Here is a 12,718-nt window from a genome sequence, read left to right on the forward strand (position 1 = left end):
GCAAACTTACATAAAAAGCGCGTTATGCGAAGAACCGTTAGTGAGCCTGATCCCAGTTTTCGCCACTTCCCACTTCCACCAGCAACGGCACGTCGAGCGTCATGCTGCTTTCCATCAGTTCGTGGATCTTCTTCGACACGGCGTCGAGGTCGTCTTTGTGCACTTCAAATACCAGTTCATCGTGTACCTGCATGATCATTTTCACGCGAGGCTTCTCTTTTTCCAGCCAGGCATCAACGGCGATCATTGCACGCTTAATAATGTCCGCCGCGGTACCCTGCATCGGGGCGTTGATCGCCGCACGCTCTGCGCCAGCGCGACGCGCCGCGTTGCTGGATTTGATGTCCGGTAGGTAGAGACGGCGGCCATCCAGGGTTTCGACGTAACCTTTTTCCTTCGCCTGCGCGCGGGTGCGTTCCATATATTCCAACACCCCGGGATAACGCTCGAAATAGAGATCCATATACTTCTGCGACTCTTTGCGTGGAATGTTGAGCTGGCGCGAAAGACCAAATGCGCTCATGCCGTAAATCAGACCGAAGTTGATCGCCTTAGCACTGCGGCGCTGCTCGTTGGTCACGCTGTCCAGCGGCAAGCCGAAGACTTCCGCGGCGGTTGCCCGGTGGATATCCTTTCCTTCGGCAAACGCGGTCAGGAGGCCTTTGTCGCGGGACAGATGCGCCATAATGCGCAGTTCGATTTGCGAGTAGTCAGCAGAGACAATCAGATAATCCTCTGGTGCGATGAAAGCCTGGCGAATACGGCGGCCTTCTTCGTTACGTACCGGGATGTTCTGCAGGTTGGGGTCGGTTGATGAGAGACGACCGGTCGCCGCAACAGCCTGATGGTACGACGTGTGCACACGACCCGTTTTCGGGTTGATCATCAGCGGGAGCTTGTCGGTGTAGGTAGACTTCAGCTTCGCGAGGCCACGGTACTGCAGAATCACTTTTGGCAGCGGGTAATCCAGCGCCAGCTCTTCCAGCACCTCTTCAGAGGTTGACGGCGCGCCGCCAGGGGTCTTCTTCAGCGGCTTGATGCCCTGCTTTTCAAACAGAATGGTTTGCAGCTGCTTCGGTGAAGAGAGGTTAAACGGCTCGCCTGCAAGCTCATGCGCTTTTTGCTCGAGCTCGGTCAAACGCTGCGCCAGCTCCCCGGAGTGGTTATGCAGCACCGTTGGGTCAATCTTCACGCCGTTGCGTTCAATGCGGGATAGCACGGGCACCAGCGGCATCTCGATATGCTGGAACACGTTCAGCGGACCTTCATGCTTCTGCAGTTTTGGCCACATCTTCAGGTGCAGCTGCAGCGTGACATCAGCGTCTTCCGCCGCGTAGCGCCCCGCTTCTTCCAGAGCGATCTGGTTGAAGGTGAGCTGATTTTTCCCTTTACCGGCAATCTCTTCAAAGGTGATCGTTTTGTGCTTGAGCCAGCGGTCAGATAAGGAATCCATATCATGGCGGCCCGCGACGCTGTCCAGAATGTAGGATTCAAGCATGGTGTCGAAGGCAATCCCGCGCAGTTCAATGCCGTAATTTTGCAGAATGCCTCGGTCGTACTTGAGGTTTTGCCCAACCTTGAGCGCCTTTTCGTCTTCCAGGATCGGCTTCAGCAGTTCGAGCACGCGTTCACGGGAGATCTGCTCCGGCGCATCCAGGTAATCGTGCGCCACAGGGACGTAGGCGGCAATACCCGGCTCTATCGCAAATGACAGGCCAACCATATTGGCAGAGATGTTATCGAGGCTGTCGGTTTCGGTATCAAAGGCGAAGACCGGCGCCTTTTTCAGTTTATCGATCCAGGCGATCAGCCGTGACTCTTCAAGAATGGTTTCGTAGTTGTCGAAGGAAAGCGCCACGGCTTCTTCTTCCGCCTGCTCTTCTGCGTCAACGACGATTGTCTCCTTCGGCTTTGCAGCAGGTTTAGCCCCTTTCGCCTGCAGCCATTTACCGGCTTCCACGTCAGCGGTCCAGCGCTTGAATTCGTATTTCTTAAACAGGCTCAGCAGATCGTCAGCGGAAGGCTGTTGCACTTCAAGCTGCTCACAGCCCAGCTCCAGTTCGACATCGGTTTTGATTGTGGCCAGCTTATAGGAGAGATAAGCCACCTCTTTGTTCTCTTCCAGTTTTCCGGCCATGGTTTTTGCGCCACGGAAGGAGAGCCCGGCGATTTTGTCTGGCTGCGCGTAGAGCGTATCCAGACCACCCAGCCCCTGGAGCAGCGCCTGCGCGGTTTTTTCACCGACGCCAGGGACACCCGGGATGTTATCCGAGGAATCGCCCATCAACGCGAGGAAGTCGATAATCAGCTCAGGCGGCACGCCATACTTTGTGACCACTTCTTCTGGCCCCAGAATGGTGTTGGTCATGGTGTTAATCAGGGTGATGCCTGGCGTCACCAGTTGCGCCATATCTTTATCACCGGTGCTGATCAGCACAGGACGACCCATCTTTTCTGCTTCACGCGCCAGCGTGCCGATAACGTCATCAGCCTCAACGCCAGAGACGGCCAGCAGCGGCAGCCCCATCGCTTTTACCATGGTATGCAGCGGCTCAATCTGCGCGCGCAGATCGTCAGGCATTGGCGGACGGTGAGATTTGTAATGCTCAAACAGCTCATCGCGGAAAGTTTTACCTTTCGCATCAAAGACTACAGCCGCATGGGTTGGCTGATACTGAAGGATCAGGCTGCGCAGCATGTTCAGCACGCCGTACATTGCGCCGGTAGGTTCCCCTGCGCTATTGGTCAGAGGAGGAAACGCATGGTATGCCCGATACAGGTAAGAAGAGCCATCGACGAGAATAAGAGGGTTTTCTGGGATCTGAACCATAATGTCCGTGCCTTTAATCAATTTATGGGTAAAGGATGCCACAGAAGGATGAAAACATCAGGTATTAGCACCAGATACAGGAAAAGATTTTGCGATCGTGAGGATCGCTCGCAAAAATCAAACTGTGGATAAGTTTGTGCATATTTTCACTTCATATGAATAACAGACGTAAAAAATACATATGAGTTAATTTTTAGATCTTAATTATCATGCTGTTATCACCTTAGATCTTATCTATATGGCCAACCGATGGCAATTTAGTCTATGTGGATATAAGCCTTGATAAGCGCGGAATCACAGTGAAATCGTCTACGGCAGGGTAAAAGCGGCCAAATCATCACATGAAAGCGCCATTAATTTGTCCGTTTTCTGGTAAAATCAGCGCCCAGCGTCGAATAGCCGGCCGCTCACTTACAGCTAACCATTTGAAAAAGCTCATCATGTCGAGATTGCTCGCTGCAATAACATTACTGTTAAGCATCATTTTAACTATCCTGGTGACTGTCGCCTGCTCTGTGCCGATCATTATCGCCGGGATCGTTAAACTGCTGTTGCCTGTCCCTGTGGTGTGGCGAGCCGTGTCCGCATTTTGTAATTTCATGATGTACTGCTGGTGCGAAGGACTGGCGATCCTGCTGTGCCTGAACCCGCATCTGAAGTGGGATATCAAAGGGCTGGAGAGTCTTAGCAAGAAGAACTGGTATCTGCTGATTTGCAATCACCACAGCTGGGCGGACATCGTGGTGTTATGCGTACTTTTTCGCAAACACATCCCGATGAACAAATACTTTCTGAAACAGCAGCTCGCCTGGGTGCCTTTTATCGGGCTGGCCTGCTGGGCGCTTGATATGCCGTTTATGAAACGCTATTCGCGCAGCTATTTGATTCGTCATCCCGAGCGTCGCGGCAAAGATGTGGAGACCACACGCCGTTCCTGCGAAAAGTTTCGCGCGCATCCTACGACCATCGTAAACTTTGTTGAAGGCTCCCGATTTACGGAGGAGAAGCACCAACAAACCCGCTCTCCTTACCAGCACTTGCTGCCGCCAAAGGCTGCGGGTATTGCGATGGCGCTTAACGTGCTGGGATCGCAGTTCGATAAACTCCTGAACGTCACGCTCTGCTATCCGGAAAACGATAAGACGCCGTTCTACGATATGCTCAGCGGCAAACTGACGCGCATTGTTGTGCGTGTCGATCTGGTCCCGATAGATGCCGGGCTGCACGGTGATTACGTTAACGATAAGAGTTTCAAGCGTCGTTTCCAGCAGTGGCTTAATACGCTCTGGAAAGAGAAAGACGAACAGATAGACAATATTAAATCTTTATACAAAAACGCCGGTCAGTGACCGGCGTTTTTACATCAGCGAAATTACTTCTTCTCAACCAGGTATTTCACGGTATCTGCATACTGCTGTACGAAGATATCCATGCTGCTGGTGTCCATGCCCTGCATGTTCAGCTGGTATTTGCCGTTAACAAACATCGCCGGAACGCCCTGAAGCTGGAGGTCAGCAGCCGCTTTTTCCTGCTGAGCAACCAGAGATTTCACCACAAAGCTGTTCCATGCAGCGTCATACTCTTCACCTTTCACGCCGGCATCAACGAACACTTTGCGGATATCCGCAGTGGTCTGAACGGTCTGGGTTTTCTGTACGGCTTCAAACATTGGCGCAGTGATCTTATCTTCCACGCCCAGTGCCATCGCAACCGCCCACGCCTGGGTCAGGTCTTTACCCAATGGGCCCAGGAACTCGACGTGGTACTTGGTCATTTTGGTGCCTTCTGGCAGCTTTTTCTTTACGCTATCCGAAACATGCAGCACTTGCTCGAACTGATAGCAGTGTGGGCAGTAGAACGAGAAAAACTCCAGAACCTGTGGCTCGCCAGCGACCGGTTTGTCCAGCGTGGTGTACTGTTTGCCGTCGGTAAACTGCGCAGCAGAAGCGCTAAATGCCAGAATAATACCTGCCAGCGCCAGCCAAATTTTTTTCATGATTAACTCTCTCCTGGGTGTGTCCAATTAATACATCGGCGTTAATTGCAGAGGGGGTTCCTGAAGAACCTTGACCTGCTCAGTAAATGTAGATATCTGGCTACGCCAGTAATCCTCTCCGGTAAGCCACGGGAAATTCCGGGGAAATGCGGGATCGTCCCAACGCCTGATTAACCATGCGAGATAATAAACAAAACGCATCGCACGTAAAGGCTCAATCAGGGCAATTTCGTCTGAATTAAACGGGCTAAATTCTTCATAAGCTTCAATAATGGTTTCAAGCTGCATGCGTTGCTCGGCTTTGTCGCCATTGAGCAGCATCCACAGGTCCTGAACCGCGGGCCCCATACGCGCATCATCGAGATCGACAAACAGCGGTCCATCACGCCAGAGGATATTTCCGGCATGACAATCGCCATGCAGGCGCAGGACGGAAATATCGTCACGCCAGCAGGTTTTAACAGCAGCAATGAGCTTATCGGTGGCGTTGAGGAAATCATCCTTTAACGCAGCGGGGATCATGGCATACGTTTCGAATATTTCGCGTGGTTCAAGAAGGTATTCCTGAATTCCGATAGTCGGGCGGGCAATAAAGGCTTTTTTGCGTCCCGTCTGGTGTATGCGCCCAAGATAGCGGGCAACCCACTCCATCTGATCGATATTATCCGCTTCAAACTGGCGGCCACCCAGGCTTGGGAATACAGCGTAGTAAAACCCTTCGTGCGTGAGGAGCGTTTGATTATTGAATTTTAGCGGCGCGGCAACGGGAACATCGTCATCCAGCAGATCGTGAGCAAACTGATGCTCTTCCTGAATTTGTTCTGCGGACCAGCGTTCAGGACGATAGAACTTTACGACGAAGCGCTGACGATCCTCGTCCTGAAATTGATAGACGCGGTTTTCGTAGCTGTTTAACGGTGTTAGCCCGGAGTCCACCCGAATACCCTGTTCAAACAGGGCATCCATAATGGTGTCCGGGTGTAATGTCTGGAAAGTAAAAGCCTGGTCGTTCATCCGATCATCCGGAAATTATACGAATGATTCAGGATATCATCTTGTGGCGATTTCGGTGCCGCCGCTTACAAGCTTTTACTCTTTAATTACGCCTCGGGCGCGCAGTAATGCGGTCTTAAAATCTTCCTCATAATCCTTCTGAATACCAGGAATAACAGCATCTTTGGCAGAGTCACGCATTTTTAGGTGGTAGATCAGGATGTCGTCAGAAAGGTCTGCCAGTTCGCCGTCAAAACCTGACTCTTTCGCCAGTTTCTGTAAAAATTGCATCAGATTTAGCTCTGGCTCTTTTTGCCAGGCGGGCTGGAGGAGTTCAATAACTTCATTCAGACGTTTACATTTCATGGTGGTGCTCCTTTCATTTAGAGTGACACGTTAGCAGGGTCAATCCCACAATAAAAGAGGCGATATTCGTGAATCTTAGCCAGGAAATCATTGGGGTCGTTCTGGCAGGTGGCAGAGCGACGCGAATGGGGGGAAAAGATAAGGGGCTTCAACGCCTGAACGGCAAACCCTTATGGCAATGTGTCGCTGATACGCTCGCAGGCCAGGTGTCGACAATGGTCATCAGTGCTAACCGGCATATCGACACTTACCAGCTCAGCGGGTACGCCGTTTACCAGGATATCCTTGAGGATTACCCGGGACCGCTGGCTGGTATGCTTTCGGTCATGCAACAGTCTCACGGAGAGTGGTTCATCTTCTGTCCCTGCGATACCCCGTTTATTCCGTCCTGTCTTGTCGAACGTTTGTTGCTGCTTCGGGGTACGGTTCCTGTGGTTTGGGTACATGACGGCGAGCGTGATCATCCTGCTATCGCATTGATGCACCGATCCCTGGCGCCAGCCCTGCAGTCCTATCTGGCTGCGGGAGAGCGCAGGGTGATGGCTTTTATGCGCGAGTCTGGCGGTCATCCCGTTGATTTTAGCGATTTAAAATCAGCTTTTGTGAATGTGAATACGCCTGACGATTTGCAGATGATGCAGGAGAAAAGATGATACCTGTTGTCGCCATTTCCGCCTGGAGTGGGACCGGAAAAACCACGCTGCTGAAAAAGCTCATTCCTGCGCTTTGTGCCAGAGGTATCCGTCCAGGATTGATTAAGCACACCCATCATAATATGGATGTCGATAGACCGGGCAAAGATAGCTATGCATTGCGTAAAGCGGGTGCAGCGCAAACGATGGTGGCAAGTACTCAACGCTGGGCGCTGATGACAGAAACGCCGGATGAGGCGCCGCTGGATCTCGCCTATCTGGTCAGCCGGATGGATCACGCCACGCTGGATCTGGTGCTGGTTGAGGGATTTAAGCATGAGGCCGTGCCTAAGATCCTGCTGTTCAGAAGCGATGCCGGGCATGATTTCAGCGAATTAACGCTGGATGAGCATGTGATTGCGGTGGCCAGTGATGTTGTATTGCCGCTTGAAGTTCCGACGCTGGATTTAAATGATGTGGAAGGGATTGCGGAGTTTATAGTGGAGTGGATTGCGATCTGACTTACCGGGTGGCGGTTTCGCCCTACCCGGCCTACATAATCTCTGTGATGCTAAAACGCAAAAAGGCCATCCTTTCGGATGGCCTCTCTACTTATTTGATGCCTGGCAGTTCCCTACTCTCGCATGGGGAGACCCCACACTACCATCGGCGCTACGGCGTTTCACTTCTGAGTTCGGCATGGGGTCAGGTGGGACCACCGCGCTAAAGCCGCCAGGCAAATTCTGTTAAATCTGTATCAGGCTGAAAATCGTGTCTGTCTCTTCGCCGAAACAGCTTCGGCGTTGTAAGGTTAAGCCTCACGGTTCATTAGTATCGGTTAGCTCAACGCATCGCTGCGCTTACACACCCGACCTATCAACGTCGTCGTCTTCAACGTTCCTTCAGGACCCTTAAAGGGTCAGGGAGAACTCATCTCGGGGCAAGTTTCGTGCTTAGATGCTTTCAGCACTTATCTTTTCCGCATTTAGCTACCGGGCAGTGCCATTGGCATGACAACCCGAACACCAGTGATGCGTCCACTCCGGTCCTCTCGTACTAGGAGCAGCCCCCCTCAATTCTCCAGCGCCCACGGCAGATAGGGACCGAACTGTCTCACGACGTTCTAAACCCAGCTCGCGTACCACTTTAAATGGCGAACAGCCATACCCTTGGGACCTACTTCAGCCCCAGGATGTGATGAGCCGACATCGAGGTGCCAAACACCGCCGTCGATATGAACTCTTGGGCGGTATCAGCCTGTTATCCCCGGAGTACCTTTTATCCGTTGAGCGATGGCCCTTCCATTCAGAACCACCGGATCACTATGACCTGCTTTCGCACCTGCTCGAGCCGTCACTCTCGCAGTCAAGCTAGCTTATGCCATTGCACTAACCTCCTGATGTCCGACCAGGATTAGCTAACCTTCGTGCTCCTCCGTTACTCTTTGGGAGGAGACCGCCCCAGTCAAACTACCCACCAGACACTGTCCGCAACCCGGATTACGGGTCTACGTTAGAACACCAGCCATTAAAGGGTGGTATTTCAAGGACGGCTCCACGCAGACTGGCGTCCACGCTTCAAAGCCTCCCACCTATCCTACACATCAAGGACCAGTGTTCAGTGTCAAGCTATAGTAAAGGTTCACGGGGTCTTTCCGTCTTGCCGCGGGTACACTGCATCTTCACAGCGAGTTCAATTTCACTGAGTCTCGGGTGGAGACAGCCTGGCCATCATTACGCCATTCGTGCAGGTCGGAACTTACCCGACAAGGAATTTCGCTACCTTAGGACCGTTATAGTTACGGCCGCCGTTTACCGGGGCTTCGATCAAGAGCTTCGCGTTGCCGCTAACCCCATCAATTAACCTTCCGGCACCGGGCAGGCGTCACACCGTATACGTCCACTTTCGTGTTTGCACAGTGCTGTGTTTTTAATAAACAGTTGCAGCCAGCTGGTATCTTCGACTGATTTCAGCTCCACCCGCAGGGGCTTCACCTACATATCAGCGTGCCTTCTCCCGAAGTTACGGCACCATTTTGCCTAGTTCCTTCACCCGAGTTCTCTCAAGCGCCTTGGTATTCTCTACCTGACCACCTGTGTCGGTTTGGGGTACGATTTCGTGTTACCTGATGCTTAGAGGCTTTTCCTGGAAGCAGGGCATTTGTTACTTCAGCACCGTAGTGCCTCGTCATCACACCTCAGCGTTAAAAGGTACCGGATTTACCTGGAACCTCCGCCTACATGCTTAAACCGGGACAACCGTCGCCCGGCTAACATAGCCTTCTCCGTCCCCCCTTCGCAGTAACACCAAGTACAGGAATATTAACCTGTTTCCCATCGACTACGCCTTTCGGCCTCGCCTTAGGGGTCGACTCACCCTGCCCCGATTAACGTTGGACAGGAACCCTTGGTCTTCCGGCGAGCGGGCTTTTCACCCGCTTTATCGTTACTTATGTCAGCATTCGCACTTCTGATACCTCCAGCATGCCTCACAGCACACCTTCAACGGCTTACAGAACGCTCCCCTACCCAACAACGCATACGCGTCGCTGCCGCAGCTTCGGTGCATGGTTTAGCCCCGTTACATCTTCCGCGCAGGCCGACTCGACCAGTGAGCTATTACGCTTTCTTTAAATGATGGCTGCTTCTAAGCCAACATCCTGGCTGTCTGTGCCTTCCCACATCGTTTCCCACTTAACCATGACTTTGGGACCTTAGCTGGCGGTCTGGGTTGTTTCCCTCTTCACGACGGACGTTAGCACCCGCCGTGTGTCTCCCGTGATAACATTCTTCGGTATTCGTAGTTTGCATCGGGTTGGTAAGCCGGGATGGCCCCCTAGCCGAAACAGTGCTCTACCCCCGAAGATGAGTTCACGAGGCGCTACCTAAATAGCTTTCGGGGAGAACCAGCTATCTCCCGGTTTGATTGGCCTTTCACCCCCAGCCACAAGTCATCCGCTAATTTTTCAACATTAGTCGGTTCGGTCCTCCAGTTAGTGTTACCCAACCTTCAACCTGCCCATGGCTAGATCACCGGGTTTCGGGTCTATACCCTGCAACTTAACGCCCAGTTAAGACTCGGTTTCCCTTCGGCTCCCCTATACGGTTAACCTTGCTACAGAATATAAGTCGCTGACCCATTATACAAAAGGTACGCAGTCACACCACGAAGGTGCTCCCACTGCTTGTACGTACACGGTTTCAGGTTCTTTTTCACTCCCCTCGCCGGGGTTCTTTTCGCCTTTCCCTCACGGTACTGGTTCACTATCGGTCAGTCAGGAGTATTTAGCCTTGGAGGATGGTCCCCCCATATTCAGACAGGATACCACGTGTCCCGCCCTACTCTTCGAGTTCACAGCCTGTGTGCTTTCGTGTACGGGACTGTCACCCTGTACCGTGCGACTTTCCAGACGCTTCCACTAACACACAAGCTGATTCAGACTCTGGGCTGCTCCCCGTTCGCTCGCCGCTACTGAGGGAATCTCGGTTGATTTCTTTTCCTCGGGGTACTTAGATGTTTCAGTTCCCCCGGTTCGCCTCGTTAACCTATGTATTCAGTTAACGATAGTGCAACGAATTGCACTGGGTTTCCCCATTCGGACATCGCCGGGTCAAAGGTTCATATCACCTCGCCGGCGCTTTTCGCAGATTAGCACGTCCTTCATCGCCTCTGACTGCCAGGGCATCCACCGTGTACGCTTAGTCGCTTAACCTCACAACCCGAAGATGTTTCACTTCTGATTGCGAAAATTTGAGAGACTCGAACACACCATTTAAGATGTGTCGTTTCAATTTTCAGCTTGATCCAGATTTTTAAAGAGCAAATATCTCAAACGTCACCCGAAGATGAGTTTTGAGATATGACGGCCGGTGACTTTCACTCACGAACCAGCAAGTGGCGTCCCCTAGGGGATTCGAACCCCTGTTACCGCCGTGAAAGGGCGGTGTCCTGGGCCTCTAGACGAAGGGGACGTAAAGTCTCAATCGCAAGACGCCTTGCTATTTACTTTTCATCAGACAATCTGTGTGGACACTACAAAGGCAGGTTCTTTAAGGTAAGGAGGTGATCCAACCGCAGGTTCCCCTACGGTTACCTTGTTACGACTTCACCCCAGTCATGAATCACAAAGTGGTAAGCGCCCTCCCGAAGGTTAAGCTACCTACTTCTTTTGCAACCCACTCCCATGGTGTGACGGGCGGTGTGTACAAGGCCCGGGAACGTATTCACCGTAGCATTCTGATCTACGATTACTAGCGATTCCGACTTCATGGAGTCGAGTTGCAGACTCCAATCCGGACTACGACGCACTTTATGAGGTCCGCTTGCTCTCGCGAGGTCGCTTCTCTTTGTATGCGCCATTGTAGCACGTGTGTAGCCCTACTCGTAAGGGCCATGATGACTTGACGTCATCCCCACCTTCCTCCAGTTTATCACTGGCAGTCTCCTTTGAGTTCCCGGCCGGACCGCTGGCAACAAAGGATAAGGGTTGCGCTCGTTGCGGGACTTAACCCAACATTTCACAACACGAGCTGACGACAGCCATGCAGCACCTGTCTCAGAGTTCCCGAAGGCACCAAAGCATCTCTGCTAAGTTCTCTGGATGTCAAGAGTAGGTAAGGTTCTTCGCGTTGCATCGAATTAAACCACATGCTCCACCGCTTGTGCGGGCCCCCGTCAATTCATTTGAGTTTTAACCTTGCGGCCGTACTCCCCAGGCGGTCGACTTAACGCGTTAGCTCCGGAAGCCACGCCTCAAGGGCACAACCTCCAAGTCGACATCGTTTACGGCGTGGACTACCAGGGTATCTAATCCTGTTTGCTCCCCACGCTTTCGCACCTGAGCGTCAGTCTTTGTCCAGGGGGCCGCCTTCGCCACCGGTATTCCTCCAGATCTCTACGCATTTCACCGCTACACCTGGAATTCTACCCCCCTCTACAAGACTCTAGCCTGCCAGTTTCGAATGCAGTTCCCAGGTTGAGCCCGGGGATTTCACATCCGACTTGACAGACCGCCTGCGTGCGCTTTACGCCCAGTAATTCCGATTAACGCTTGCACCCTCCGTATTACCGCGGCTGCTGGCACGGAGTTAGCCGGTGCTTCTTCTGCGGGTAACGTCAATTGCTGAGGTTATTAGCCTCAGCACCTTCCTCCCCGCTGAAAGTACTTTACAACCCGAAGGCCTTCTTCATACACGCGGCATGGCTGCATCAGGCTTGCGCCCATTGTGCAATATTCCCCACTGCTGCCTCCCGTAGGAGTCTGGACCGTGTCTCAGTTCCAGTGTGGCTGGTCATCCTCTCAGACCAGCTAGGGATCGTCGCCTAGGTGAGCCGTTACCCCACCTACTAGCTAATCCCATCTGGGCACATCTGATGGCAAGAGGCCCGAAGGTCCCCCTCTTTGGTCTTGCGACGTTATGCGGTATTAGCTACCGTTTCCAGTAGTTATCCCCCTCCATCAGGCAGTTTCCCAGACATTACTCACCCGTCCGCCGCTCGCCGGCAAAGTAGCAAGCTACTTTCCGCTGCCGCTCGACTTGCATGTGTTAGGCCTGCCGCCAGCGTTCAATCTGAGCCATGATCAAACTCTTCAATTTAAGTTTGATGCTCGTGAATTAAACTTCGTAATGAATTACGCATGTTCACTCAGAGACTTGGTATTCATTTTTCGTCTTGCGACGTTAAGAATCCATGTCACTTTGAGTGCCCACACAGATTGTCTGATAAATTGTTAAAGAGCAGTGCAACGCGGCTTTCGCTCACCGTTGCGAGGTGGCGTATATTACGCTTTCCCGCTTCAGAGTCAAGCGTTTATTTTCGCTTTTCTCTGCTGACCCGGCGGCGTGCGTGCCGTTATTCCGTGTCAGTGGAGGCGCATTATAGGGAGTTATTCCGACGTGA

At 52.4% G+C, this 12,718-nt stretch carries 8 protein-coding genes, 1 tRNA gene and 3 rRNA genes; 3 read left to right on the forward strand and 9 right to left on the reverse strand.

Going from position 1 to position 12,718, the window contains the following annotated elements; all coding sequences use genetic code 11:
- Nucleotides 1-37 precede the first annotated feature (37 nt).
- Together polA and WM95_RS27680 are read right to left on the reverse strand one after the other, a co-directional pair.
- Nucleotides 38-2,830, reverse strand: a complete 2,793-nt coding sequence (polA, locus tag WM95_RS25645) for a DNA polymerase I (RefSeq protein WP_063408683.1) — start codon at nucleotides 2,828-2,830, stop codon at nucleotides 38-40.
- A gap of 337 nt (nucleotides 2,831-3,167) precedes the next feature.
- Complete coding sequence (locus WM95_RS27680; protein WP_223825995.1) at nucleotides 3,168-3,431, reverse strand: hypothetical protein; 264 nt, start codon at nucleotides 3,429-3,431, stop codon at nucleotides 3,168-3,170.
- Here WM95_RS27680 and WM95_RS25650 point away from each other — a divergent pair.
- Entirely contained in the window at nucleotides 3,328-4,179 is an 852-nt protein-coding gene (locus WM95_RS25650; protein WP_231106821.1) for an acyltransferase, read from the forward strand. The genes WM95_RS27680 and WM95_RS25650 overlap by 104 nt on opposite strands.
- A gap of 23 nt (nucleotides 4,180-4,202) precedes the next feature.
- Here the strand turns inward: WM95_RS25650 and dsbA are convergent, their stop codons facing one another.
- The 3 genes from dsbA to WM95_RS25665 all read right to left on the reverse strand — a co-directional run bounded on the left by dsbA (nucleotide 4,203) and on the right by WM95_RS25665 (nucleotide 6,185).
- A complete protein-coding gene (dsbA, locus tag WM95_RS25655; protein ID WP_023309771.1) occupies nucleotides 4,203-4,826 on the reverse strand; it encodes a thiol:disulfide interchange protein DsbA in 624 nt (207 codons plus the stop codon).
- Between the two features lie 27 nt (nucleotides 4,827-4,853).
- Complete coding sequence (locus WM95_RS25660; RefSeq protein WP_063408681.1) at nucleotides 4,854-5,840, reverse strand: serine/threonine protein kinase; 987 nt, start codon at nucleotides 5,838-5,840, stop codon at nucleotides 4,854-4,856.
- Between the two features lie 75 nt (nucleotides 5,841-5,915).
- Complete coding sequence (locus WM95_RS25665; protein WP_003861904.1) at nucleotides 5,916-6,185, reverse strand: YihD family protein; 270 nt, start codon at nucleotides 6,183-6,185, stop codon at nucleotides 5,916-5,918.
- A 68-nt stretch (nucleotides 6,186-6,253) separates the two neighbouring features.
- Between WM95_RS25665 and mobA the strand changes: the two genes are divergently transcribed.
- A complete protein-coding gene (gene mobA, locus WM95_RS25670) occupies nucleotides 6,254-6,838 on the forward strand; it encodes a molybdenum cofactor guanylyltransferase MobA (protein ID WP_063408680.1) in 585 nt (194 codons plus the stop codon).
- A complete protein-coding gene (mobB, locus tag WM95_RS25675; protein WP_059446482.1) occupies nucleotides 6,835-7,338 on the forward strand; it encodes a molybdopterin-guanine dinucleotide biosynthesis protein MobB in 504 nt (167 codons plus the stop codon). The genes mobA and mobB overlap by 4 nt, the downstream gene beginning before the upstream one ends.
- Before the next feature lie 100 nt (nucleotides 7,339-7,438).
- Here the strand turns inward: mobB and rrf are convergent.
- The 4 genes from rrf to WM95_RS25695 all read right to left on the reverse strand — a co-directional run bounded on the left by rrf (nucleotide 7,439) and on the right by WM95_RS25695 (nucleotide 12,414).
- Nucleotides 7,439-7,554, reverse strand: a 5S ribosomal RNA gene (gene rrf, locus WM95_RS25680).
- Between the two features lie 70 nt (nucleotides 7,555-7,624).
- Nucleotides 7,625-10,529, reverse strand: a 23S ribosomal RNA gene (locus WM95_RS25685).
- Between the two features lie 183 nt (nucleotides 10,530-10,712).
- Nucleotides 10,713-10,788: transfer RNA gene (locus WM95_RS25690), tRNA-Glu, on the reverse strand.
- Nucleotides 10,789-10,872: 84 nt separating this feature from the next.
- A 16S ribosomal RNA gene (locus WM95_RS25695) occupies nucleotides 10,873-12,414 on the reverse strand.
- Together the 16S, 23S and 5S rRNA genes with 1 tRNA gene alongside form the textbook arrangement of a ribosomal RNA operon.
- Nucleotides 12,415-12,718 lie beyond the last annotated feature (304 nt).

The sequence above is a fragment of the Enterobacter cloacae complex sp. ECNIH7 genome (assembly GCF_002208095.1).
Taxonomy (GTDB): domain Bacteria; phylum Pseudomonadota; class Gammaproteobacteria; order Enterobacterales; family Enterobacteriaceae; genus Enterobacter; species Enterobacter cloacae_M.